Consider the following 23,927-nt stretch of genomic DNA (forward strand, 5'->3'; position numbering starts at 1 on the left):
GTATAAGGGTAGCGGATTTAATGAACTGCGGTTTGAGGATGCGGCCGGGAATGAACAGCTGTACCTGCATGCACAGAAGAACATGGACACTGAGGTACTGAACAACCGCACCACGGAGGTGAAGGTGGACCATACCGAAACCATCGGCAATAACCAGCAGATTACCGTGGGACTGGGGCAGACGGTGACGGTGGGTAAGGAGAATGCGGGCGGCCATGACCAGACGGTGACAGTGGCCCACGACCAGAGACTCACGGTACGGAATGACCGGACACTGACGGTCAGCAACGACCATCTCACCCGCACGGGCAATGACGAGTCGCTGTATGTGGCCCGGGACAGAAAGGTCACGGTGGAGGGGAAACAGGAGCACAGCACCACGGGTGACCATCTCAGTCAGGTAAAGGGGAACCTCAGCCTGACGGTGAAGGGGGACCTTGCACAGAAGGTGTCCGGCGCGCTGGGGTTCAGTGCGCAGGGTGACATTGTGCTGAGCGGCAGCAGCCGGATTACCCTGCAGTCGGGAAGTTCGTTCATCGTGATACACCCGGGCGGGGTGGATATCAGCGGACCGCTCATCAACCTGAACAGCGGAGGGAGTCCGGGGACGGCGGTTCAGCCATTGCTGCCCGCAATACTAAAGATTGTGGAAGAAGAAAATGAAGAGGCATCCCAGGAGCAGGAGGGGGATGCGGAAGGCAACGGAGATACCGGGAATAACGACGATCAAGGACAGCAGGATGAACCGGAAACGTCAGAGGCAGAAAGTCAGTTCATGTTCTCATAACAACTATTTTCTAAAAAAAGGACTATAAGATGATCATCAGCCCGCCATTACTGCGTGAGCGTTCCGACACGGAAAGCGATGCCGACTGGGTGAACAGGATGATGGCCGCCGACCCGCAGAGAAGTTTCCCGGTAAACCGGGGGCAGTCCTGGCATGGTGGACTTCATCTGACCGGCAATGGCTCAGACCCTGTCCGGTGTATTGCAGACGGTAAAGTGATTTCACTGCGTCAGCCGGATACGGGAAAACGTCATGTTCCGCCGCTGAATTACAACGGGACGACAGATAACGGTTATGTCCTGCTGAAGCATGAAACAGAAACCGGCAGCGGGGATGACGGTCAGATTGTCTATTACTCGCTGTATATGCACCTGAACAGCATTGACGAAAACGTGTCAGTCGGGAAAACGCTGTACCGTAAATCTCCGGCAGGCATAGCCGGAATGGTGGACGGGCAGAGTGGATATCATTTCCAGATATTCTGCGACGATGAAAATATCCGGAAAATAATGGGAAGAACCACGCCGGAAACCGACCTGACGAAAGACGGGCGGACGGATGTGGTGTATGGCGATATTCATTTTTATCTTCCTGCCGGAACCACCGTTTATGAATCCATGCCGGAAGATAATTCCCTGGTGAACAACAGTCCGCTGAAGAAAACTGGCGAACCATTATTTGTGACGATGAGTTTCGACAGGGGCAACTGTACGATGGTCACGCGGCAGAACAGTGCGACCGGTATTTATCCGGAAGTGGGCGAACCGTTAGTTAATGAGGATGGTGAAGATTATGAATACAACCTGTACGCTTCTGCCCTGAAATTTTACCCTGACAGCCCGAGTGCCGGTTATGAGATGCTGCGTTTTGGGCGGGTAATCAATACGGATTATGAAACGCTGGTCCCGGCAGATGCGCCATTGTGGCGGACGGTGAACACACCGCAGGGAAAAGGGATTGTGAATCTGGGAGCCAGAGATATCAGGGTGTACAGTGACGGCGACTTTCCGCACTGGACGGGCTGGCATCTGGTGGATGATGACACAGATACCAACAGCCAGTGTAACTCGCCGACAGTTCTGTGTGCGGGGAGTCGTGACGTCAGCCGGATGATTTGTCATTTTCCGCTGGAGTGGGACAGCGCCACGGTGGATTCACGGTTTGAATGGCTGAAATCGCCGAATGAGGTTCTGTCAAAACCGATGACGGAGTGTGACTGGAATCTGCTGACGGCGCACGGGAAGGTGCTCTGTCTGGCGGAAAACCCGTTGCCGGCGGGACGCGTCTGGCATTTTGACCCGCGACAGTTTATTACTCATTTCAGGAAGTGTGGGTGGCTGAGTTATGAAGAATTGAGTCAAATTTATCCTGATTCAATATACCCCAGTTCCTTGACTAAAATTGATATTAGCCCAAAAGAAATAAAAGATAAGTATAAATTGTCTGTTAATCAGTCGATAAGGAAATACCTCATAAATACTCCATCCAGAAAATCACACTTTTTTGCCCAAGGTGCAGTGGAATCGTACTGCATGGCTTCAATGATGGAAGGAAGTGCAATTTTTGGTATAAATCCTCGGCATGCAAGTTTTGCTAGCGAAGCAAATGGATATTACAATCCACCTGTTGGAGGATATCTGGATTACCTAAATGGCCGGTTGGGTAATGTCGAGAATGGAGATGGGCCAAAATTTAGAGGTCGCGGATTCAAGCAGGTTACAGGAAGATTGAATTATAGTAAATACTGGGTATATCGCGGGTGGGTTAATATATCAACTTATCCGATGACATATACGAATTTTATCAGGCCATGGTGGGGGAGAGTCGTTAGATTAGAATTTGCGCCAAAAATTGAAAACCCTGAGGTTTTGTCAGTCGAACCATATTGCTCTCTTGATGCAAGTGCGTGGTATTGGAGTGGTGGTTCTGCTTCAGCGGGATATCGTTCAATAAATAAAGTAATTGTTGAGGGCGATTTAACATTCGTACACTCAAGGAAAATAACTTATGCTATCAATGGCGGCTACTCTATGGCTCGTGAAAGATGGGAACATACTGTAAGAATTTATAAAGTGGTTGGCGATAACATCTAGATAAGGATCCTTCCATGGGTAAATTTTTTATTTTTATCGGTTGTATATATTCTATTCTATTTACTGGGTCATGCTACTCACGTATGGATAATCTGAAAATCTCTCTATCAGGGAGACATGCAATTCAGATAGAAAAGAATAACAAAAATAAAACATATCACTTTAATATCGAAATTAATGGGTACAAAGTCAATTGCAGTGGTTCAAAAATGATTCTGTGGGGTTATCCTTTGGATTTTAATGAGAATAGTCCTGCAGATAATTCTTACGCGTTATTTGATATTGCGATTGATTCTGTCATCAGTTCTGGTTTAATGAGTCATGGGATCTTTGATGCTATATTTTTGAAGGATGACAAGAGAGCGTTTATGGGAACGGGAGAGGGATATCTTCTTTATTTAGAAACAGGAGAACTCATCAGGGCGAATGGTAGTATTATAAATCAATTGGATGATTTAACAGAACGATGTGAAAAACCCATTGACTGGAGTTATAACAGATATCCAATTTAGGAATATGTTTTTGTGTGGGTATGTTCTTACTTGAGTACTTGATAGTGTCAGCCTAATAACAACCTTTTTTTATCGTTGTTCAAATAATCAATGTAATATACCTCCATTGATTTCGGAGCACCTATGCCATTAGCCGCAAAACTCAATGACAAAGGAACTGAACACGACGGTTATCACGAAACCGTGATTACTGCGGGTTCTGCTACAGTATTAATTGATGGATTACCCGCCGCGAGGTTAGGCGATCCACTCACGCCGCATGATAAGCCTGAGCATCCACCTCACCCACGAAAAATTGCCAGTGGATCGACCACGGTGTTTATCGAGGGCATTCCCGCAGCCAGATCCGGTGATAGTGTTGACTGCGGTGGGGTTATTGTTGGCAGTGGAACGGTGAATATCGGCTAACTCAGGCATGACGCGCCGATGCCAGCAACGCGCCTACCAACATAAACAGCGAACCGAAAATCTTGTTCAGGGTCTTCATTTGACGAGGGCCTTTGATCCAGGTGGCAATACGTGTTGCCAGCGTGGCATAACCAATCATCACGATGATATCCACCACGATTGTCGTGACGCCGAGGATGACATATTGCATGACCTGCGGCTGTTGCGGCATGACAAATTGTGGAAACAGTGCGGCGAGAAAGACAATGCTCTTCGGGTTGGTGAGATTCACAAACACGGCGCGCCGGTAGAGTTTTCGCCGTGACTGCATGTTTGCGAGACCGTTCAGATCGATTGCGCCGGCAGCGCGCCACTGCTGGATCCCAAGCCAGATGAGATAGGCCGCGCCAGCCCATTTCAGCACTTCAAAGGCGATAACAGAACGGGAAAAGAGCGTCCCAAGACCGATGCCAACCAGCACAATATGAATGCCAAGACCGGTTTGCAGCCCGGCGATAGATGCCGCCGCGCCACGATAGCCATGGTTGATGGCCGTCGTCATCGTATTAATGGCGCCTGAGCCTGGTGAAAGGCTCAGAATGATTGCTGTTAGCAGATAGGCAAACCACCACTCGAAAGTCATGAGAAATTCCCTGATTGTCCGTATTTATGCCACAATACGCTATTGTAAAGGCGTTGTGTTATTGGTCGAAAAAAAACGATGTAACGCGGTGAGAAGGGGCAAAAACCCGATGTGTCAGCAGCAAAATAACTGGGAAACGAGAGAAAATGCGTTTGCTGCATTCAGCATGGGGCCGTTGACGGAATTCTGGCGTCAGCGCGAAGAGGCTGAATTCAAAGGCGTAGATAATGTTCCGGTGCGTTTTGTTCGCTTCTGTAATGCCAAAAACGATCGTGTTATCGTCATCTGTCCGGGGCGCATCGAGAGTTACGTGAAGTATGCGGAGCTCGCCTGGGATCTTTTTCACAGCGGTTTTGATGTCCTGATTATCGATCATCGTGGGCAGGGGCGTTCCGGACGAATGTTGTCGGATACGCACCGCGGGCATGTGGTGAACTTTAGTGACTACGTCGACGATCTTGCCGCGTTCTGGCAGCAAGAGGTCGCACCGGGCCACTGGCGCAAGCGTTTTATTCTGGCTCATTCGATGGGGGGCGCGATTGCGACGCTCTTTTTGCAGCGTTTCCCCCATCAATGTGATGCTATCGCGCTGAGTGCGCCAATGTTTGGCATTATTATTCGTCTTCCCGACTGGATGGTGCGCCATATTCTGGACTGGGCTGAGGGCCATCAGCGCATTCGTGAAGGGTACGCCATTGGTACAGGCCGTTGGCGTGCGCTGCCGTTCGGGATAAACGTGCTGACGCACAGCAAAGAACGCTATCGTCGTAACCAGCGTTTTTATGCTGATAATCCGCAATTACGGGTCGGCGGCCCAACCTGGCACTGGGTGCGGGAAGGTATGCTGGCGGGCGAACAGGTGCTCGCGGGCGCGTCAGACGACGCGACGCCTGTGTTGTTGTTGCAGGCGGAAGAAGAACGTGTGGTGGATAACCGCATGCACGATCGTTTTTGTGAAATACGCGCTGCGGCGGGGCGCCCCTGTGACGGGGGTAAACCGCTTGTCATAGAAGGCGCTTACCATGAGATCCTTTTTGAAAAGGACGCTATGCGCTCGGTCGCGCTTAATGCCATCGTCGATTTTTTCTGTCGACATGATTAATCCGGCGAAAATGCCGCTTTGCTTAGAGGTTGAATTCTTTTATGTACCAGGTTGTTGCGTCTGATTTAGATGGCACATTGCTTAATCCCGACCACATGTTGTCTCCCTACACCAAAGAAACGTTAAAACTGCTGACAGCCCGCGGCGTTCATTTCATGTTCGCGACGGGGCGTCATTATATTGATGTCGGTCAGATTCGCGCGAATCTGGGTATCAAGGCCTGGATGATCACCTCCAACGGTGCGCGTGTGCATGATACCGACGGTAATCTGGTGTTCGCGCATAACCTTGATAGCGATATCGCGTCAGATCTTTTCGGCGTGGTAAACAGTAATCCCGATATTGTGACCAACGTTTATCGGGGTGATGACTGGTTCATGAACCGCCATCGTCCGGAAGAGATGCGTTTTTTCAAAGAAGCCGTATTTAAATACTCACTTTATGAGCCCGGTTTACTGGAGCCTGAAGGTGTCAGTAAGGTGTTCTTTACCTGTCACGATCATGAGATCCTGTTGCCGCTGGAGCAGGCCATCAATGCCCGCTGGGGTGATCGCGTTAACGTCAGCTTTTCAACCCTGACCTGCCTGGAAGTGATGGCGGGCGGCGTGTCGAAAGGCCATGCGCTGGAAGCCGTCGCGAAGAAAATGGGTTACGAGCTGCAAGACTGCATCGCCTTCGGTGACGGAATGAACGACGCTGAAATGCTGTCGATGGCGGGGAAGGGGTGCATCATGGCTGGTGCGCATCAACGCCTGAAAGATCTGCATCCAGAACTGGAAGTAATCGGCAGCAACGCAGATGATGCAGTGGCTCACTATCTGCGCAAACTATACCTGGAATGATGAATTTGACGACTGATTTATTTTTAATCAGTCGTCAACCTTCAGCTCCGCTACAATGTGCTTCTATTTATCGGACAGAGAGTCATTGTGGCGTTACTCATTATTACCACGATCCTGTGGGCCTTCTCCTTTAGCCTGATTGGCGAATACCTCGCGGGGCATGTCGACAGCTATTTTTCTGTGCTGATACGCATCGGCCTGGCGGCACTGGTATTTATTCCATTCCTGCGCCTGCGCGGACAAACGTTGAAAACTATCGCTTTGTATATGCTGGTTGGCGCCATGCAACTTGGTGTGATGTATCTGCTCAGTTTCCGCGCTTACCTTTACCTGACCGTATCGGAATTTCTGTTGTTTACCGTGTTAACGCCACTGTATGTCACGTTGATTTACGATCTGCTCAGCAAACGTCGCCTGCGTTGGGGGTACCTCCTGAGCGCCTTACTGGCAGTCATTGGCGCGGCCATTATTCGCTATGACAAAGTCAGCGATCATTTCTGGACAGGACTGTTGCTGGTGCAACTGGCCAACATCAGCTTTGCCATCGGTATGGTGGGGTACAAACGCCTGATGGAAGTTCACCCGATGCCGCAGCATAACGCCTTTGCGTGGTTTTACATGGGGGTGTTTCTGGTGGCGGTCGCGGCGTGGTTTACTCTTGGAGATCCGCAAAAACTGCCGACCACCACGCTGCAGTGGGGCATTCTGGTGTGGCTGGGCGTCGTGGCCTCGGGGCTGGGGTATTTTATGTGGAACTATGGTGCGACACAGGTGGATGCCGGGACGCTCGGCATCATGAATAACGTCCATGTTCCTGCTGGGTTGCTGGTGAATCTGGCTATCTGGCAGGAGCAACCGCACTGGCCAAGCTTCATCATTGGGGGAACGGTGATAATGGCTTCACTGTGGGTGCATCGCCATTGGGTCGCTCCGCGTTCCGCACAAAAGGCAGATGATCGCAGGCGTGATTCCGCGTTGAACGAATAAACGCTTCGGTGACCGGCTGACGCTGCTCGCCATCGCGTACGGCGGCGTACAGCCGGCTCCACAGTCCTTCTCCCAGGGTTTTGGTGGTCACCAGACCCTGACGTTCAAAGCTCTCCACCACCCAATGCGGCAGCGCCGCGATCCCCATCTGCGCCGCGACCATCTGGATCAACAGCAGCGTATTATCCACGCTTTTCAGCGAAGGGCTGACACCTGCGGGCTGCAGGAAATGACGCCAGATATCCAGACGACCGCGCTGCACCGGGTAGATAAGCAACGTTTCACTGGCTAAATCTTCTGGCGTGATACGCGCTTTTGCCGCCAGCGGATGTTCCGGCGCGAGGATCAGACGCACTTCATAATCAAACATCGGTGAATAGTGCAGACCGCTGCGCGGCAGAATATCCGAGGTGAGGACGATATCCAGCTCGCCTTGCTGTAGTGCGGGTTGCGGATCAAACGTCACACCCGACCTGAAATCCACCTCAACCTGCGGCCATTGCGCGCGAAAGTTTTGTAGCGCCGGGGTCAGCCACTGAATACAGCTGTGGCATTCAATCGCAATGCGCAATGTCGTCTGCTGTGGCTCATTACAGGCCTGCAGTGCGCGGCTGATCTGCGGCAGCACCTGGTTCGCCAGTTGAAGCAGAATTTCCCCCTGCGGTGTAAAGCGCAGCGGCTGACTTTTACGCACAAAAAGACGAAAGCCGAGGCGCTGTTCCAGATCGCTGAACTGATGGGAAAGGGCGGACTGGGTCTGATGCAGCGTCGCTGCCGCTGCGGCGAGCGAGCCGCTGTTCCGTAACGCCTGTAGCGTTTTCAGATGTTTTATCTCGATCATGAAAGTCCTTCACTTCGGCATGAACAAATTGCGCTTGAGGAATATACAGTACTTGCGAATTATAGATGTGTAAACATCTGGATGGCTAAATCCTGAAAAATCCACAAGGGGCAACAGTATGACAATTATTAATCACACCCTCGGTTTTCCTCGTGTTGGCCTGCGCCGCGAGCTGAAAAAAGCGCAAGAAAGTTACTGGGCGGGAAATATTTCTCGCGACGCGCTGCTTGAAACCGGTCGCGAACTGCGCGCTCGTCATTGGGAGCAGCAAAAGCAGGCTGGTATTGATCTACTGCCGGTGGGAGACTTCGCCTGGTACGACCATGTTCTGACGACCAGCCTGTTGCTGGGTAACGTACCGGCTCGTCATCAGAATAAAGACGGTTCCGTGGATATCGACACCCTGTTTCGCATCGGTCGCGGCCGCGCACCAACCGGTGAACCGGCGGCGGCCGCGGAAATGACCAAGTGGTTTAACACTAACTATCACTACATGGTGCCTGAGTTCACCAAAGGTCAGCAGTTCAGACTGACCTGGACGCAACTGCTGGACGAAGTTGATGAAGCGCTGGCGCTGGGCCACACTGTGAAACCGGTACTGCTGGGGCCAGTCACTTACCTGTGGCTGGGCAAAGTGAAAGGTGAAGCGTTCGATCGCCTCAGCCTGTTGAACGATATTCTGCCGGTCTATAAACAGGTGCTGGCAGCACTGGCGAAACGCGGCATTGAGTGGGTACAGATTGACGAACCCGCGCTGGTGCTTGAACTGCCGCAGGCATGGCTGGACGCATTCAAACCTGCCTACGACACGCTACAGGGGGCGGTAAAGCTGCTGCTCACCACCTATTTTGAAGGCGTGACGCCGAATCTGGATACCATCACTACACTGCCGGTACAGGGGCTGCATGTGGATCTGGTACACGGTAAGGACAACGTTGCCGAACTGCACAAACGCCTGCCTGCCGACTGGCTGCTGTCTGCCGGTCTGGTGAATGGTCGCAACGTCTGGCGCGCCGATCTGACAGAAAAATACGCACAAATCCGTGATATCGTTGGCAAACGTGATCTGTGGGTCGCCTCTTCCTGTTCTCTGTTGCACAGTCCGATTGATCTGAGCGTGGAAACGCGTCTTGATGCTGAACTGAAGAGCTGGTTCGCCTTTGCGCTACAAAAATGTGAAGAACTGGCGTTGCTGCGCGATGCGCTGAACAGTGGCGATACGGCGAAAATTACCGAATGGAGCGCGCCGATTCAGGCTCGTCGTCATTCCACCCGCGTTCACAACGCTGCTGTGGAAAAACGTCTTGCGGCGATCACCGCAAAGGACAGCCAGCGTGCAAATGCTTACCCGGTGCGCGCCGAAGCACAGCGTGCGCGCTTTAACCTGCCGGCATGGCCAACCACTACTATCGGTTCATTCCCGCAAACCACGGAAATACGCAGCCTGCGTCTGGACTTCAAAAAGGGCAATCTCGACGCCAGTCATTACCGCACTGGCATCGCCGGGCATATCAAACAGGCGATTATCGAGCAGGAGCAACTGGGGCTGGATGTGCTGGTGCACGGTGAAGCAGAACGTAATGATATGGTGGAATACTTCGGTGAGCACCTGGACGGTTTCGTCTTCACCCAGAACGGTTGGGTGCAGAGCTACGGCTCCCGTTGCGTTAAGCCGCCGGTTGTCATCGGTGATATCAGCCGCCCGGAACCGATCACTGTGGAATGGGCTAAATATGCCCAGTCGCTGACTGACAAACCGGTCAAAGGCATGCTGACTGGCCCGGTGACCATCCTCTGCTGGTCGTTCCCGCGTGAAGATGTCAGCCGGGAAACTATTGCCAAACAGATTGCACTGGCCTTGCGTGATGAAGTCGCTGATCTCGAAGCTGCAGGCATCGGCATCATTCAGATCGACGAACCGGCCTTGCGCGAAGGGCTGCCGCTGCGTCGCAGCGACTGGGATGCGTATCTGCAGTGGGGCGTAGAAGCGTTTCGTATTAACGCTGCCGTGGCGAAAAATGACACGCAGATCCACACCCATATGTGTTACTGCGAATTCAACGATATCATGGACTCCATCGCCGCACTGGATGCAGACGTCATCACCATCGAAACCTCACGTTCTGACATGGAACTGCTGGAAGCGTTTGAAGCGTTCGAATATCCAAACGAAATCGGGCCGGGCGTATATGACATTCACTCGCCGAATGTGCCTGATGTAGAGTGGATCGAAGCGTTACTGGCGAAAGCCGCACAGCGCATTCCGGCGGAACGCTTGTGGGTCAACCCTGACTGCGGCCTGAAAACCCGTGGCTGGCCGGAAACCCGTGCCGCGCTGGCGAACATGGTTAAAGCCGCACAGAATCTGCGTCAGGCGTAATTGATAAACGAAGCCGGGCGACGTAAATGCGTGCCCGGCTTGTTGTTATTTCTTTACGCCATAGCGCGCAAACCACTCCAGCATCCGCTGCCAGCCGTCTCTGGCGGATTCAGCATGATAGCTCGGTCGATAATCGGCATTAAACGCATGCCCGGCCTCAGGGTAAACCACAATCTCTGCTTTCGCGTTCGCGGCGCGTAACGCCTGCCGCATGGTTTCCACGCTCTCAAGCGAAATCCCGGTATCCTGACCGCCGTACAATCCCAGCACCGGCGCGTTGAGATCGGTTGCCACATCCACCGGGTTTTTTGGCGAATTCAGTGAGGTATCGCCCGCCAGTTTCCCGTACCAGGCCACGGCTGCTTTGAGCTGAGGATTATGCGCGGCATACAGCCAGGCGATGCGCCCACCCCAGCAGAACCCAGTGATTAACAGACGATGAGGATCGCCGCCATTGCGCGCTGCCCAGTTGGCGACATGGTCGAGATCTGCCAGTACTTGCGCGTCTGGCACTTTTGATACCAGGTTGCTGAACAGCGTTGGAATATCCGCGTAATCATTTGGATTGCCCTGGCGGAAATAAAGCTCCGGCGCCACAGCCTGATAGCCCTCCAGCGCCAGTCGGCGGCACAGATCGCGGATGTGCTCATGCACGCCGAAAATTTCCTGAACCACAATGACTACTGGCAGCGGGCCGTCGACATCTTTTGGCCGCGCATAATACGCAGGCATGTTGTCGCCCTGGGTAGGGATCGTTGTTTCACTCGCCGTAATTGCCTCTTCCGGCGTGCGTACAATGGTGGATGCGTGTGGTGAAGCTGCAGGTGCAAAGCCAGGTTGGTTGTCTGTCTTCATGGTATTCTCCATACCCTCTAATGGTTAGCGCATGGTTTACTATAGACTGCACGTTAATAATCCACAGTGCCTGAAACAGGCTATCTTTTGTGCAGTGCCGCGAAACAGAATTCTGTTGTGTGATGAAAATCACTAATTAATGAGAATTCAATGCAATCAGTTTCACTCTGAGTGATGAGTGTCACGAAAATACCTCGAGCGCTTCGGTAAAGTACCTTTTTGCTTCTGCTGATAATCTGACCCACAGAGGAGTTTTATATGTCCAAGTCCGATGTTTTTCACTTAGGCCTCACCAAAAATGATTTACAAGGGGCTACGCTGGCTATCGTCCCGGGCGATCCTGAGCGTGTTGAAAAAATCGCCGCGCTGATGGAAAAGCCGGTTAAGCTGGCATCGCATCGCGAATTTACCTCCTGGCGCGCAGAACTCGACGGCAAAGCCGTCATTGTGTGCTCAACCGGTATCGGCGGTCCATCCACCTCAATTGCAGTAGAAGAACTGGCGCAACTGGGTATTCGTACTTTCCTGCGTGTGGGCACCACGGGCGCCATCCAGCCCAACATCAACGTGGGTGATGTCCTGGTCACTACCGCTTCTGTACGTCTTGATGGCGCGAGCCTGCATTTCGCGCCAATGGAGTATCCTGCTGTGGCTGACTTTGCCTGCACTACTGCGCTGGTGGAGGCGGCGAAAGCCGTTGGTGCCACCACACACATCGGCGTAACGGCCTCGTCTGACACTTTCTATCCGGGGCAGGAGCGCTACGACACTTTCTCTGGCCGCGTCGTAAACCGTTTCAAAGGTTCGATGGAAGAATGGCAGTCCATGGGCGTGATGAACTATGAAATGGAATCCGCCACGCTGTTGACTATGTGTTCCAGCCAGGGATTGCGTGCGGGTATGGTGGCGGGCGTTATCGTTAACCGCACCCAGCAGGAAATTCCGAATGTGGAAACCATGAAGCAGACCGAAAGCCATGCGGTGAAAATTGTGGTCGAAGCCGCACGCCGCCTGCTGTGATTTTTCCCCCGCTCGCTGAAGGCCGACGTGTTCGGCCTTTTCTTTTTTGCGTAGCGCCTCGCAGGAAATTCCTTTTAAACTGGACGTTTATACAGCACAATTCTATTTTGTGCCGGTGAGCAGTTTAAGCAGGGGGAGCGGTGGATATTACAATCATTCTCAGCGCGGTAGTGGCGCTGATGGCAGGCATTCTCGTGGGCTGGCTGGCTGAGCGTTACCGCTCGGCGCAGCAGCAGGCAGACATGCTGGCTGAGCAGCGCGATCTCTTCGGTGAACTCAGCGCCGCCCGGCAACAGCTGGCGCACAGCAATCACTGGCGTGACGAGTGTGAACTGCTGAACAACGAACTGCGTAATCTGCGCGAAATCAATGCCTCGCTGGAAGCCGATCTCCGCGAAGTCACCACCCGTCTCGAATCCACACAACTCCACGCGGAAGATAAACTCCGCCAGATGGTCAACAGTGAACAGCGCCTGAGCGAGCAGTTTGAAAATCTGGCTAACCGCATCTTTGAGCACAGTAACCGGCGTGTTGACGAACAAAATCGCCAGAGTCTGAACAGTCTGCTGACTCCGCTTCGTGAGCAGCTTGATGGCTTCCGCCGCCAGGTGCAGGACAGCTTCGGCCAGGAAGCGCGCGAGCGACATACCCTTGCCCATGAGATCCGAAACCTGCAACAACTGAATGCGCAGATGACCCAGGAAGCAGTTAATCTGACGCGTGCGCTAAAGGGCGATAATAAAACGCAGGGTAACTGGGGTGAAGTGGTGCTGACCCGGGTGCTGGAGGCGTCTGGTCTGCGCGAAGGGCATGAGTACCAGACGCAGGTTAGTATCGAAACTGATGCCCGTGCCCGCATGCAGCCTGACGTGATTGTGCGGCTGCCGCAAGGGAAGGATGTGGTTATCGATGCCAAAATGACGCTGGTTGCCTACGAACGTTACTTCAATGCGGAGGACGATGCCATCCGCGAGGCGGCAATGCACGAACATATTGCCTCTGTGCGTAGCCATATTCGCCTGCTGAGCCGCAAAGACTACCAGCAGCTTCCCGGGTTGCGTTCGCTCGATTACGTCCTGATGTTTATTCCCGTTGAACCTGCATTTTTGCTGGCGATTGATCGCCAGCCCGAACTCATTACCGAAGCATTAAAAAACAATATCATGCTGGTCAGCCCGACGACATTGCTGGTGGCGCTACGAACCATCGCTAATCTCTGGCGCTATGAACACCAGAGCCGCAACGCGCAGCAAATCGCGGAACGCGCCGGTCGTCTGTACGACAAGATGCGCCTGTTTGTCGATGACATGACCTCGATTGGTCAAAGCCTGGATCGGGCTCAGGACAACTATCGTCAGGCGATGAAAAAACTATCATCCGGGCGTGGCAATATGCTGGCGCAAGCTGAAGCATTTCGCGGTCTGGGGGTGGAGGTGAAACGCGAGATTAATCCGGATTTAGCCGATCAGGCGGCGGAGCAGGATGATGACTATCGACTGCCTGACGGGCAGGCCCCCGGGGCGGCGCCCGGAATTCTTTCGACAGAGCGCGATGAAGGGGAAGGTAATCGCTACACAAGTGAAGGTTGATTCGTAGGGGAAAAGCGCCCAATCTGTTACACTTCAAGGACTATTTTTAATAAGCAGGCGTAGAGATGGCTGAGAATACACAAGAAACGACGCACTTTGGCTTTCAGACTGTCGCCAAAGCGCAGAAAGCTGACATGGTTGCGCACGTATTCCATTCCGTGGCTGCAAAATATGATGTGATGAATGACCTGATGTCGTTTGGCATCCACCGTTTATGGAAACGCTTTACTATTGATTGTAGTGGTGTCCGTCGCGGGCAAACCGTGCTGGATCTTGCGGGTGGTACGGGTGATCTCACGGCGAAATTTTCGCGACTGGTCGGCGAAACCGGCCGTGTCGTGCTGGCAGACATCAACGATTCCATGCTTAAAATGGGGCGTGAAAAGCTGCGTAACATTGGCGTGATTGGCAATGTGGAGTATGTGCAGGCCAATGCCGAGGCGTTACCGTTCCCCGACAACACATTCGATTGCATCACCATTTCATTTGGCCTGCGTAACGTGACGGATAAAGAGAAAGCGCTACGCTCAATGTACCGGGTTCTTAAACCGGGCGGCCGTCTGCTGGTGCTTGAGTTTTCCAAACCGATTATCGATCCGCTGAGCAAAGCGTACGACGCCTACTCATTCCATATTTTGCCGCGCATTGGTGAAGTTGTGGCAAACGATGCGGAAAGCTACCGCTATCTCGCCGAATCTATTCGCATGCATCCTGATCAGGACACCCTGAAAGGCATGATGCAGGATGCCGGCTTCGAAAGCGTCGATTACTACAACCTGACGGCAGGGATCGTGGCGTTGCATCGCGGCTATAAATTCTGACAGGAGGGATTTATGCCTTTCAAACCCTTAGTCACTGCTGGCATTGAAACGGCGCTGAATGCCTTTCTCTGGCGCGAGCGTGCGTTAAAACCCGCTCGTCAGAAATTACTGAACAGAGTGTTACGCGTGGAACTGAAAGAGTTTCCTTTTCCCGTCGTACTGGCGTTCAGCGAACAACAGATCGATGTACTGGCAGCATGGGAAGGCGACGCCGACTGTACCGTCATCACACGCACTGGCGTTCTGCCGCAATTGCGCAATCGCCAGCAACTGACCGCGTTGATTCGCAGTGGCGATCTTGAAGTGCAGGGCGACATTCAGGTTGTGCAAAATTTTGTCGCCCTGGCTGATCTTGCCGAGTTTGATCCTGCTGAACTACTTGCTCCTTACACTGGCGATATCGCTGCCGAAGGCGTCAGTAAAGCGCTGCGCGCAAGCACATCTTTTTTTCGCCAGGGGTTTCAGCGCCAGCAGCGTTACGCCGCCGAGGTCTTGACGGAAGAGTGGAGGCTGGCACCGGGGTCACTGGAAGTTGCGTGGTTCGCTGAAGAAACCGCGGCCGTTGAACGCGCTGTTGAAGCATTAGCGAAACGGCTGGATAAACTGGAGGACAAATGACGCCAGGGGAAATTCGGCGCCTGTATTTCATCATCCACACCTTTTTGAGTTACGGACTGGATGAGCTCATTCCTAAAATGCGTATCACGCTGCCGCTACGTCTCTGGCGGCGAATGTTGTTCTGGATGCCGAATCGCCATAAAACGCTGCCGCTGGGTGAACGTCTTCGCCTGGCCCTGCAGGAACTTGGTCCGGTCTGGATCAAATTCGGTCAGATGCTGTCCACCCGCCGTGACCTTTTCCCGCCACAGATTGCCGATCAACTGGCGCTGTTGCAGGATCGCGTAGCGCCATTTGACGGTCTGTTGGCGAAAAAACAGATCGAGCACGCGATGGGCGACATCCCGGTCGAAAGCTGGTTTGATGATTTTGACATTACGCCGCTGGCGTCAGCCTCGATTGCGCAGGTGCATACGGCGCGTCTGAAAGAGAATGGCAAAGAAGTAGTCATTAAAGTGATCCGCCCGGACATTCTGCCGGTCATCAAAGCAGACATGAAACTCATCTATCGTCTGGCACGCTGGGTGCCTCGCCTGCTGCCGGACGGACGTCGTCTGCGCCCGCTGGAGGTGGTGCGTGAATATGAAAAAACGATTATCGATGAACTGAATTTATTGCGTGAGGCGGCAAACGCCATCCAGCTACGGCGCAATTTTGAAAACAGCCCGATGCTGTACGTGCCGGAAGTCTATTCTGACTATTGCAGTCAGAATATGTTAGTGATGGAGCGAATTTACGGCATTCCTGTTTCTGATGTCGAAACGCTGGAGAAGCAGGGGACGAACATGAAACTGCTGGCGGAGCGCGGCGTTCAGGTATTCTTTACCCAGGTCTTTCGCGACAGCTTCTTCCATGCTGACATGCACCCCGGCAATATTTTTGTCAGTTACGACCATCCGGAAGATCCGCAGTATATCGGAATAGACTGCGGCATTGTCGGTTCACTCAATAAAGAAGATAAACGCTACCTGGCGGAAAACTTTATCGCCTTTTTCAACCGTGATTATCGCAAAGTGGCTGAGCTGCATGTGGATTCTGGTTGGGTACCGCCGGATACAAACGTGGAAGAGTTTGAGTTTGCGATTCGTACCGTTTGTGAGCCAATTTTCGAGAAGCCGCTGGCGGAAATCTCCTTCGGGCATGTGCTGCTGAACCTATTTAATACTGCGCGACGCTTCAACATGGAAGTGCAGCCACAGCTGGTGCTGCTGCAAAAAACACTCCTGTACATTGAAGGGGTGGGGCGTCAGCTTTACCCGCAATTAGATTTGTGGAAAACGGCGAAACCATTTCTTGAATCCTGGCTTAAAGATCAAGTCGGTCTTCCCGCGCTGATGCGTACGCTAAAAGAAAAAGCGCCGTTCTGGATCGAGAAAATGCCTGAAATTCCCGAACTTGTTTACGACAGTCTGCGCCAGAGCAAACAACTTCAGCGCAGTATTGATAAAATAGCCCACGACTTGACATCGAACCGTATCCGACAAGGTCAGTCGCGTTATCTGTTTGGTATAGGTGCGGTTTTACTTTTGAGCGGTACGCTGTTGTTGATAAACCGCCCGGACTGGGGTGTGATGCCAGCCTGGATTATGGCAGGCGGTCTTGTCGTCTGGTTGATTGGCTGGCGAAAAACACGCTGATTATTTGGCATCGCTAACAGCAATGTGCCTACGTATAATGTAGATTGATTAATTCATCATCACTGTACACAAGATCACTCAAGCTGCAATGAGGCCGCCTGAAGGATGATGTGTATCACTGGGGAATAAGTATGGGTGGTATTAGCATTTGGCAGTTACTGATTATCGTCGTGATCGTGGTGCTGCTTTTCGGAACGAAAAAGCTGAGTTCTCTTGGGTCTGATCTGGGCGCCTCCATCAAGGGCTTCAAAAAAGCCATGAATGATGATGAGGAAAAAAAGGATAAGACCGCGCAGGATGCAGATTTCACTGCTAAATCCATTGCGGACAACCAGGAAAGCGCTAAGAAAGACGAAGCGAAGAGCCACGATAAAGAGCAGGTATAATTCGTGTTCGATATTGGTTTTAGTGAACTACTACTGATATTTGTTATTGGCCTCATCGTTCTGGGGCCAAAGCGGTTGCCGGTAGCGGTCAAAACGGTGGCTGGCTGGGTTCGCGCGCTGCGTTCTCTGGCGGCTACTGTTCAAAATGAGCTTACTCAGGAACTTAAGCTTCAGGAGTTTCAGGACAGCCTGAAGAAGGTTGAGAAAGCCAGCCTGGAAAATCTGACGCCCGAACTGAAAGCGTCAATGGATGAGTTGCGTGAAGCGGCGGAATCCATGAAGCGCACTTACAGTAGCAACGATCCTGAAAAGGTGAGCGACAACGCTAACACTATCCATAACCCGGTTGTAAAAGGGTCTGCCGAACAGCGTGAAGGCGTTACCCCGGCTGCGGCTGAGCATCAGGCAAGCGCGGAAGAAACGGTGCCGCAGGCTGAAGCAGAAGCGGCAGTGAAAACGGCGGAAACCCACCCGACTGAACCCCCGGAAGAGGTAAAAGTGACCGTTGCACCGGCGCCGGCATCCTCCCCCATATCAAGTGATAAAGCGTAAAACATGGGCGTAGAAGATACTCAACCGCTGATCTCGCACCTGATTGAGCTGCGTAAGCGCCTGCTCAACTGCATCATCGCGGTCTTTTTGATTTTTCTGGCGTTAGTCTATTTCGCCAATGATATCTATCAACTGGTCTCCGCGCCGTTGATTAGCCATATGCCGCAGGGTGCCACGATGATAGCGACAGATGTCGCGTCACCGTTTTTCACTCCAATCAAACTGACCTTTATGGTGTCGGTGATTTTGTCCGCGCCAGTGATTTTGTATCAGGTGTGGGCGTTCATCGCTCCGGCATTGTACAAACACGAACGCCGGTTGGTTGTACCGCTGCTGGTCTCCAGTACATTATTGTTTTATATCGGCATGGCTTTCGCCTACTTCGTGGTCTTCCCGCTGGCGTTTGGCTTTCTGACGCATACGGCACCGCAGGGTGTTCAGGTGTCGACGGATATCAAAAGCTACCTCGACTTCGTCATGGCGTTGTTTATGGCGTTTGGCGTGTCGTTCGAGGTACCGGTGGCTATCGTGCTGTTGTGCTGGGTGGGCGTCACCACGCCAGAGGATCTGCGTGCCAAGCGACCTTATGTGCTGGTCGGCGCGTTTGTTGTAGGTATGTTGCTGACCCCGCCGGATGTGTTCTCACAAACGCTGCTGGCGATCCCCATGTACTGCTTGTTTGAAGTCGGGATATTTTTCTCTCGCTTCTATACCGGGAAGCGACAAACTCGCGACGAAGATGCCGCCGCAGAAGATGCCGAACAAAATGAAGAATAAACAACCGCCCGTCAGGGCGGTTGTCATATGGGAGTATTGATGTTTGATATTGGGGTCAATCTGACCAGTTCGCAATTTTCTAAAGACCGTGACGATGTGGTTACCCGGGCGCAGGAGGCGGGCGTGACGGGAATGCTATTGACGGGAACTAACCTGCATGAAAGCGAGCAGGCGCAGCAACTGGCGCAACGTTACCCAGGATGCTGGTCAACAGCGGGAGTGCATCCGCACGACAGCCGCAGTTGGTCAGAGAGCGTCGCAGCGGCAATTCATCACCTGGCACTGCAACCAGAAGTGGTGGCGGTGGGGGAATGTGGTCTCGATTTCAACCGCAATTTTTCCACACCGCAGGAACAGGAGCGCGCCTTTAATGCCCAACTGGCGCTGGCGGCGGAACTGGAGATGCCGGTTTTCCTCCATTGCCGCGATGCGCACGATCGTTTCATGACGCTGCTGAAACCCTGGCTGGATAAGCTTCCGGGGGCGGTGCTGCACTGTTTTACCGGCACGCGTGACGAGCTGCGGACGAGTCTGGATCGTGGGTTGTATATTGGCATTACGGGTTGGGTATGCGATGAACGACGTGGACTGGAACTGCGCGAAATGTTGCCGTTGATCCCGGCGGAACGCCTGTTGCTTGAAACCGATGCGCCTTATCTTTTACCGCGGGACCTGAGCCCCAAACCCGCATCACGGCGCAATGAGCCACTGCATCTTGCTCATATTCTGGCGCGAGTGGCGCAATGGCGCGGGGAAGAGCCGCAATGGCTGGCATCGGTGACAGACGATAACGTCAAAACCCTTTTCGGTATGACGTTCTGATTCAGACCTTGCGGAACTCGGTATTTTTAACGCTCTGCAGAACCTGTTGATTGAGGAAGTTGAGCAGCAGCATAGAACGGGCTTCGCCATCGGGTTCGGTGAAAATCGCCTTCAGGCCTTTAAAAGTGCCTTCGGTAATTTCAACGCTATCGCCCGGCCATGGCGTTTCAGGATCGGTGATCCCTTCCGGTTTATAGACCGATAACTGGTGAATGACTGTCGGGGGGACTATCGCAGGTTGCGTGCCGAATCGCACAAAATGGCTGACGCCGCGCGTGGCATTGATGGTTGTGGTATGAATAACCTCTGGATCGAACTCCACAAACAGGTAGTTAGGAAAAAGAGGCTCACTGACTGACGTCCGCTTACCACGTACGATTTTTTCCAGGGTAATCATTGGCGTCAGGCAGTTTACAGCCTGGCGTTCCAGATGTTCCTGGGCACGCATAAGCTGCCCGCGCTTGCAGTACAGTAAATACCAGGCTTGCATAATCACTCTTTCCCGTTAATTCGGCCGCAAGCATAGCAAATGCCAGACCTGATCGCGAAGGGGATTATCACGGCAGGTGACAGACGAGAGTGTGAGTTCACGCTAATTTAACAAAAATACAGCATCACGCAGGCGAACGCCGTATAATAACGCGCTGATAAAGAGGCCAGAACCTACTCCATGAAATACCACGACCTACGCGACTTTCTGACATTACTGGAGCAGCAAGGCGAGCTAAAGCGTATTACGCTGCCGGTTGATCCTTATCTGGAAATCACTGAGATTGCCGACCGGACATTACGTGCCGGTGGTCCGGCACTGCTGTTCGAGAACCCCAAAGGTTACACTATGCCTGTGCTGTGCAATCTCTTCGGCACGCCGAAACGTGTGGCGATGGGGATGGGGCAGGAAGATGTCACAGCGCTACGGGAAGTGGGTAAGCTGCTGGCTTTTCTTAAAGAACCCGAGCCACCAAAAGGATTCCGTGATCTGTTTGATAAACTTCCGCACTACAAACAAGTGCTGAATATGCCGACCAAACGCCTGCGTGGCGCGCCTTGTCAGCAGAAGATCATCAGCGGTGATGAGGTGGATTTAACTCGTATCCCTATTATGACTTGCTGGCCAGAAGATGCCGCGCCGCTGATTACCTGGGGGCTGACAGTGACTCGCGGTCCGCACAAAGAGCGGCAAAATCTCGGTATTTATCGCCAGCAACTGATTGGCAAAAATAAGCTGATCATGCGCTGGTTATCTCATCGTGGCGGCGCGCTGGATTTCCAGGAGTGGTGCGAGGCACATCCGGGCGAACGTTTTCTGGTTTCCGTGGCATTAGGCGCGGATCCGGCAACTATCCTCGGGGCGGTGACACCTGTACCGGACACGCTGTCAGAATATGCGTTTGCGGGACTGTTGCGTGGTACCAAAACCGAAGTCGTGAAGTGCATTTCTAACGAGCTTGAAGTTCCGGCCAGCGCGGAGATTGTGCTGGAAGGCTACATTGAAGCGGGCGAAGTTGCGGCAGAAGGTCCGTACGGCGACCATACCGGATATTACAATGAAGTCGATAATTTCCCGGTGTTTACAGTGACGCACATTACGCAGCGTGAAGACGCCATTTATCACTCAACTTATACCGGTCGTCCACCGGATGAGCCTGCAGTGCTGGGTGTTGCGCTGAATGAAGTCTTCGTTCCAATTCTGCAAAAACAGTTTCCTGAAATTGTCGATTTTTATCTGCCGCCGGAGGGGTGCTCTTACCGCCTCGCGGTGGTGACGATGAAAAAACAGTACGCTGGTCATGCTAAGCGCGTCATGATGGGCGTCTGGTCATTTTTACGGCAGTTTATGTACACCAAATTCGTGATCGTTTGTGATGATGACGTGAATGCTCGTGACTGGAATGATGTGATTTGGGCGATCACCACCCGTATGGATCCGGCACGGGATACGGTGCTGGTGGAAAACACGCCGATAGATTATCTGGATTTTGCCTCACCGGTTTCCGGTTTGGGCTCAAAAATGGGGCTGGATGCCACGAATAAATGGCCGGGCGAAACCCAGCGTGAATGGGGGCGTCCTATTAAAAAGGATCCTGAGGTGACGGCGCGTATCGACGCCATCTGGGATGAACTGGCTATCCTGAAGAACGGTAATACACCCTGAACGACCGTTTTGCCTAACAGACCCGACAGAGGGAGCGCATGACAACCTTAAGCTGTAAAGTGACCTCGGTAGAAGCCATCACCGATACCGTATATCGCGTTCGTTTAGAACCAGAAGCGGATTTCTCCTTTCGCGCTGGTCAGTATCTGATGGTCGTAATGGATGAACGCGACAAGCGTCCATTCTCGATGGCCTCCTTGCCTTCTGAACATCGGTTTATCGAACTGCATATTGGGGCATCTGAGATTAATCTATATGCCATGGCAGTGATGGATCGCATCCTGAAAGAGCGTGAAGTGCTGGTCGATATTCCACACGGCGATGCCTGGTTGCGTGAAGACGACGAAAAGCGTCCGTTGATCCTGATTGCCGGGGGAACTGGCTTCTCCTACGCGCGTTCAATTCTGCTGACAGCGCTGGAGCAAAATCCGGACCGCGACATCACCATTTACTGGGGCGGCCGTGAAGAGAAACACCTCTACGATCTCTCTGAGCTGGAAGCATTGTCTGTTGCACATCCTAATCTGCGCGTTGAAGCGGTGGTTGAGCAACCGGAGGAAGGCTGGCGTGGACGTACAGGTACGGTGCTGACGGCAGTGCTGCAGGATCATGGTACGCTGGCAGAGCATGACATCTATATCGCCGGGCGTTTTGAAATGGCGAAAATTGCCCGCGACCTGTTCTGTAATGAACGTAATGCGCGTGAAGACCGCCTGTTTGGCGACGCGTTTTCGTTTATTTAGGTATAAAAAACCCGCCCCTGACAGGCGGGAAGAACGGCAACTAAACTCTCTTCGCCATTATCACCATAGCTGTGTTGGCTGCGTTCATTCACCCGAATCACTTACTTATGTAAGCTCATCTGGATTCGTTCACTTGCCGCCTTGCTATGGCACCAATGGCTTTGAGATAGCGCTCCGATGCTGCTTCGCATCGTTGCGTTCTCATACGTTATTACACTCGCTCAAACACCGTCGCGATCCCCTGACCTAACCCGATGCACATTGTCGCCAGACCAAACTGGGCATCCTGGCGTTCCATCAGATTTATCAGCGTGGTACTGATACGGGCGCCAGAGCAACCGAGGGGATGGCCGAGGGAGATGGCGCCGCCGTTGAGGTTGATCTTCTCGTCGATCTGCTCCATCAGCCCCAGATCCTTAATACATGGCAGGATCTGTGCGGCGAACGCTTCGTTCATTTCGAACAGGTCGATATCACTGGCGGAAAGCCCCGCTTTTTTCAGCGCCAGTTTTGACGCAGGAACCGGACCGTAACCCATAATTGAGGGATCGCAGCCAACAACCGCCATCGAACGAAGACGGGCGCGAGGTTTCAACCCCAGCTCGCGGGCGCGGCTCTCGCTCATCACCAGCATCGCAGCGGCGCCATCAGAGAGAGCGGAAGAGGTGCCAGCGGTGACGGTGCCGTTCACCGGATCAAACGCCGGTTTCAGGGCCGCCAGCGCTTCAACTGTGGTTTCCGGGCGGATCACTTCGTCGTAGTTAAACTGCTTCAGTACGCCATCGGCATCGTGACCGCCGGTCGGGATAATTTCGCTTCTGAATGCGCCAGACTGCGTGGCGGCCCAGGCGCGGGCATGAGAACGAGCAGCGAACGCATCCTGCATCTCACGGCTGATTCCATGCAGACGGGAGAGCATTTCCGCCGTCAGCCCCATCATGCCCGCGGCTTTTGCCACGTTGCGACTGAGGCCCGGATGGAAATCGACGCCGTGGCTCATCGGCACATGACCCATATGCTCGACACCGCCAATCAGACACGTCTGCGCATCGCCAGTCATGATCATGCGCGCGGCGTCATGTAATGCCTGCATCGATGATCCGCACAGACGGTTCACGGTGACGGCCGGGACGGAATGCGGGATCTCTGCCAGCAGCGCGGCGTTACGGGCGATATTAAAGCCCTGCTCCAGTGTCTGCTGCACACAACCCCAGTAGATATCGTCAATGGCCGTGGCATCCAGCGCCGGATTGCGCGACAGCAGGCTGCGCATCAGATGCGCGGAAAGATCTTCCGCGCGGACATGGCGGAATGCGCCGCCCTTTGAACGGCCCATTGGGGTACGAATTGCATCAACAATAACAACCTGTTCCATCGT

Annotated in this window: 24 protein-coding genes; 19 read left to right on the plus strand and 5 right to left on the minus strand. The window is 53.0% G+C overall.

Going from position 1 to position 23,927, the window contains the following annotated elements; genetic code table 11:
- The 4 genes from GTGU_RS18325 to GTGU_RS24960 form a co-directional block, all read left to right on the plus strand.
- On the plus strand, positions 1–787 hold a 787-nt coding region (locus GTGU_RS18325), incomplete at its 5' end, for a bacteriophage T4 gp5 trimerisation domain-containing protein (RefSeq protein ID WP_425427490.1).
- 29 nt (positions 788–816) lie between these two features.
- Positions 817–2,880, plus strand: a complete 2,064-nt coding sequence (locus GTGU_RS18330) for a M23 family metallopeptidase (protein WP_038160494.1) — start codon at positions 817–819, stop codon at positions 2,878–2,880.
- A 14-nt stretch (positions 2,881–2,894) separates the two neighbouring features.
- Complete coding sequence (locus GTGU_RS18335) at positions 2,895–3,392, plus strand: hypothetical protein (RefSeq protein WP_038160498.1); 498 nt, start codon at positions 2,895–2,897, stop codon at positions 3,390–3,392.
- 123 nt (positions 3,393–3,515) lie between these two features.
- Entirely contained in the window at positions 3,516–3,800 is a 285-nt protein-coding gene (locus tag GTGU_RS24960) for a type VI secretion system PAAR protein (RefSeq protein ID WP_038160501.1), read from the plus strand.
- 1 nt (position 3,801) lies between these two features.
- On the opposite strand, the gene rhtB is transcribed toward GTGU_RS24960, so the two are convergent.
- Positions 3,802–4,422, minus strand: coding sequence for a homoserine/homoserine lactone efflux protein (rhtB, locus tag GTGU_RS18345; protein WP_038160503.1), 621 nt, complete (start codon positions 4,420–4,422; stop codon positions 3,802–3,804).
- A gap of 109 nt (positions 4,423–4,531) precedes the next feature.
- Here rhtB and pldB point away from each other — a divergent pair, with 109 nt between their 5' ends.
- From pldB to GTGU_RS18360, 3 genes are all read left to right on the plus strand, one after another.
- Positions 4,532–5,524, plus strand: a complete 993-nt coding sequence (pldB, locus tag GTGU_RS18350) for a lysophospholipase L2 (RefSeq protein ID WP_038160506.1) — start codon at positions 4,532–4,534, stop codon at positions 5,522–5,524.
- Between the two features lie 41 nt (positions 5,525–5,565).
- Positions 5,566–6,366, plus strand: a complete 801-nt coding sequence (gene yigL, locus GTGU_RS18355; protein ID WP_038160509.1) for a sugar/pyridoxal phosphate phosphatase YigL — start codon at positions 5,566–5,568, stop codon at positions 6,364–6,366.
- 87 nt (positions 6,367–6,453) lie between these two features.
- Positions 6,454–7,353 (plus strand): carboxylate/amino acid/amine transporter, encoded by a 900-nt coding sequence (locus GTGU_RS18360; protein WP_038160512.1) that lies wholly within the window; start codon positions 6,454–6,456, stop codon positions 7,351–7,353.
- On the opposite strand, the gene metR is transcribed toward GTGU_RS18360, so the two are convergent.
- Positions 7,241–8,194 carry an HTH-type transcriptional regulator MetR gene (metR, locus tag GTGU_RS18365; protein ID WP_038160515.1) on the minus strand — a complete coding sequence of 318 codons (954 nt, stop codon included), beginning with the start codon at positions 8,192–8,194 and terminating at the stop codon, positions 7,241–7,243. The two genes, GTGU_RS18360 and metR, sit on opposite strands and share 113 nt — an antisense overlap.
- 118 nt (positions 8,195–8,312) lie before the next feature.
- Here metR and metE point away from each other — a divergent pair, with 118 nt between their 5' ends.
- Positions 8,313–10,574 carry a 5-methyltetrahydropteroyltriglutamate--homocysteine S-methyltransferase gene (metE, locus tag GTGU_RS18370; protein ID WP_038160518.1) on the plus strand — a complete coding sequence of 754 codons (2,262 nt, stop codon included), beginning with the start codon at positions 8,313–8,315 and terminating at the stop codon, positions 10,572–10,574.
- A gap of 45 nt (positions 10,575–10,619) precedes the next feature.
- Here metE and GTGU_RS18375 read toward each other — a convergent pair whose 3' ends face one another.
- Positions 10,620–11,429 (minus strand): dienelactone hydrolase family protein, encoded by an 810-nt coding sequence (locus GTGU_RS18375; protein ID WP_038160521.1) that lies wholly within the window; start codon positions 11,427–11,429, stop codon positions 10,620–10,622.
- Between the two features lie 258 nt (positions 11,430–11,687).
- Between GTGU_RS18375 and udp the strand changes: the two genes are divergently transcribed.
- The 9 genes from udp to tatD all read left to right on the plus strand — a co-directional run bounded on the left by udp (position 11,688) and on the right by tatD (position 19,651).
- Positions 11,688–12,449 (plus strand): uridine phosphorylase, encoded by a 762-nt coding sequence (gene udp, locus GTGU_RS18380; protein ID WP_038160524.1) that lies wholly within the window; start codon positions 11,688–11,690, stop codon positions 12,447–12,449.
- Between the two features lie 140 nt (positions 12,450–12,589).
- A complete protein-coding gene (rmuC, locus tag GTGU_RS18385; protein WP_084222814.1) occupies positions 12,590–14,038 on the plus strand; it encodes a DNA recombination protein RmuC in 1,449 nt (482 codons plus the stop codon).
- Positions 14,039–14,103: 65 nt separating this feature from the next.
- Positions 14,104–14,859 (plus strand): bifunctional demethylmenaquinone methyltransferase/2-methoxy-6-polyprenyl-1,4-benzoquinol methylase UbiE, encoded by a 756-nt coding sequence (gene ubiE / locus GTGU_RS18390; RefSeq protein WP_038160527.1) that lies wholly within the window; start codon positions 14,104–14,106, stop codon positions 14,857–14,859.
- A 12-nt stretch (positions 14,860–14,871) separates the two neighbouring features.
- Positions 14,872–15,477, plus strand: a complete 606-nt coding sequence (gene ubiJ / locus GTGU_RS18395; protein ID WP_038160531.1) for a ubiquinone biosynthesis protein UbiJ — start codon at positions 14,872–14,874, stop codon at positions 15,475–15,477.
- Complete coding sequence (gene ubiB / locus GTGU_RS18400) at positions 15,474–17,114, plus strand: ubiquinone biosynthesis regulatory protein kinase UbiB (RefSeq protein WP_038160533.1); 1,641 nt, start codon at positions 15,474–15,476, stop codon at positions 17,112–17,114. Before ubiJ ends, ubiB begins: the two co-directional genes overlap by 4 nt.
- Before the next feature lie 131 nt (positions 17,115–17,245).
- Positions 17,246–17,500 carry a Sec-independent protein translocase subunit TatA gene (tatA, locus tag GTGU_RS18405; protein WP_038160535.1) on the plus strand — a complete coding sequence of 85 codons (255 nt, stop codon included), beginning with the start codon at positions 17,246–17,248 and terminating at the stop codon, positions 17,498–17,500.
- A gap of 3 nt (positions 17,501–17,503) precedes the next feature.
- Positions 17,504–18,052, plus strand: a complete 549-nt coding sequence (gene tatB, locus GTGU_RS18410; RefSeq protein WP_038160537.1) for a Sec-independent protein translocase protein TatB — start codon at positions 17,504–17,506, stop codon at positions 18,050–18,052.
- Between the two features lie 3 nt (positions 18,053–18,055).
- Positions 18,056–18,829: a Sec-independent protein translocase subunit TatC gene (gene tatC / locus GTGU_RS18415; protein ID WP_038160539.1), complete on the plus strand. Its 774-nt coding sequence runs from the start codon at positions 18,056–18,058 to the stop codon at positions 18,827–18,829.
- A gap of 27 nt (positions 18,830–18,856) precedes the next feature.
- Positions 18,857–19,651 (plus strand): 3'-5' ssDNA/RNA exonuclease TatD, encoded by a 795-nt coding sequence (gene tatD / locus GTGU_RS18420; RefSeq protein ID WP_038160541.1) that lies wholly within the window; start codon positions 18,857–18,859, stop codon positions 19,649–19,651.
- Position 19,652: 1 nt separating this feature from the next.
- On the opposite strand, the gene rfaH is transcribed toward tatD, so the two are convergent.
- Complete coding sequence (gene rfaH / locus GTGU_RS18425; RefSeq protein WP_038160542.1) at positions 19,653–20,141, minus strand: transcription/translation regulatory transformer protein RfaH; 489 nt, start codon at positions 20,139–20,141, stop codon at positions 19,653–19,655.
- A 180-nt stretch (positions 20,142–20,321) separates the two neighbouring features.
- Here rfaH and ubiD point away from each other — a divergent pair, with 180 nt between their 5' ends.
- Complete coding sequence (gene ubiD / locus GTGU_RS18430) at positions 20,322–21,806, plus strand: 4-hydroxy-3-polyprenylbenzoate decarboxylase (protein WP_038160544.1); 1,485 nt, start codon at positions 20,322–20,324, stop codon at positions 21,804–21,806.
- Positions 21,807–21,844: 38 nt separating this feature from the next.
- Positions 21,845–22,549 (plus strand): NAD(P)H-flavin reductase, encoded by a 705-nt coding sequence (gene fre / locus GTGU_RS18435; protein ID WP_038160546.1) that lies wholly within the window; start codon positions 21,845–21,847, stop codon positions 22,547–22,549.
- 211 nt (positions 22,550–22,760) lie between these two features.
- Here the strand turns inward: fre and fadA are convergent, their stop codons facing one another.
- Positions 22,761–23,924, minus strand: coding sequence for an acetyl-CoA C-acyltransferase FadA (gene fadA, locus GTGU_RS18440; protein ID WP_038160547.1), 1,164 nt, complete (start codon positions 23,922–23,924; stop codon positions 22,761–22,763).
- Between the last annotated feature and the right edge of the window lie 3 nt (positions 23,925–23,927).

The sequence above is a fragment of the Trabulsiella guamensis ATCC 49490 genome (assembly GCF_000734965.1).
Lineage (GTDB): Bacteria > Pseudomonadota > Gammaproteobacteria > Enterobacterales > Enterobacteriaceae > Trabulsiella > Trabulsiella guamensis.

What these genes read in the sequence shown, in the direction of transcription:
- GTGU_RS18375 (WP_038160521.1), bottom strand. Translation starts at nt 11,429, where the DNA reads ATGAAGACAGACAACCAACCTGGCTTTGCACCTGCAGCTTCACCACAC.
- rfaH (WP_038160542.1), bottom strand. Translation starts at nt 20,141, where the DNA reads ATGCAAGCCTGGTATTTACTGTACTGCAAGCGCGGGCAGCTTATGCGT.
- rhtB (WP_038160503.1), bottom strand. Translation starts at nt 4,422, where the DNA reads ATGACTTTCGAGTGGTGGTTTGCCTATCTGCTAACAGCAATCATTCTG.
- fre (WP_038160546.1), top strand. Translation starts at nt 21,845, where the DNA reads ATGACAACCTTAAGCTGTAAAGTGACCTCGGTAGAAGCCATCACCGAT.
- GTGU_RS24960 (WP_038160501.1), top strand. Translation starts at nt 3,516, where the DNA reads ATGCCATTAGCCGCAAAACTCAATGACAAAGGAACTGAACACGACGGT.
- tatD (WP_038160541.1), top strand. Translation starts at nt 18,857, where the DNA reads ATGGGAGTATTGATGTTTGATATTGGGGTCAATCTGACCAGTTCGCAA.
- tatC (WP_038160539.1), top strand. Translation starts at nt 18,056, where the DNA reads ATGGGCGTAGAAGATACTCAACCGCTGATCTCGCACCTGATTGAGCTG.
- ubiB (WP_038160533.1), top strand. Translation starts at nt 15,474, where the DNA reads ATGACGCCAGGGGAAATTCGGCGCCTGTATTTCATCATCCACACCTTT.
- ubiD (WP_038160544.1), top strand. Translation starts at nt 20,322, where the DNA reads ATGAAATACCACGACCTACGCGACTTTCTGACATTACTGGAGCAGCAA.
- tatA (WP_038160535.1), top strand. Translation starts at nt 17,246, where the DNA reads ATGGGTGGTATTAGCATTTGGCAGTTACTGATTATCGTCGTGATCGTG.
- fadA (WP_038160547.1), bottom strand. Translation starts at nt 23,924, where the DNA reads ATGGAACAGGTTGTTATTGTTGATGCAATTCGTACCCCAATGGGCCGT.
- ubiE (WP_038160527.1), top strand. Translation starts at nt 14,104, where the DNA reads ATGGCTGAGAATACACAAGAAACGACGCACTTTGGCTTTCAGACTGTC.
- yigL (WP_038160509.1), top strand. Translation starts at nt 5,566, where the DNA reads ATGTACCAGGTTGTTGCGTCTGATTTAGATGGCACATTGCTTAATCCC.
- metE (WP_038160518.1), top strand. Translation starts at nt 8,313, where the DNA reads ATGACAATTATTAATCACACCCTCGGTTTTCCTCGTGTTGGCCTGCGC.
- udp (WP_038160524.1), top strand. Translation starts at nt 11,688, where the DNA reads ATGTCCAAGTCCGATGTTTTTCACTTAGGCCTCACCAAAAATGATTTA.
- GTGU_RS18335 (WP_038160498.1), top strand. Translation starts at nt 2,895, where the DNA reads ATGGGTAAATTTTTTATTTTTATCGGTTGTATATATTCTATTCTATTT.
- ubiJ (WP_038160531.1), top strand. Translation starts at nt 14,872, where the DNA reads ATGCCTTTCAAACCCTTAGTCACTGCTGGCATTGAAACGGCGCTGAAT.
- GTGU_RS18330 (WP_038160494.1), top strand. Translation starts at nt 817, where the DNA reads ATGATCATCAGCCCGCCATTACTGCGTGAGCGTTCCGACACGGAAAGC.
- metR (WP_038160515.1), bottom strand. Translation starts at nt 8,194, where the DNA reads ATGATCGAGATAAAACATCTGAAAACGCTACAGGCGTTACGGAACAGC.
- pldB (WP_038160506.1), top strand. Translation starts at nt 4,532, where the DNA reads ATGTGTCAGCAGCAAAATAACTGGGAAACGAGAGAAAATGCGTTTGCT.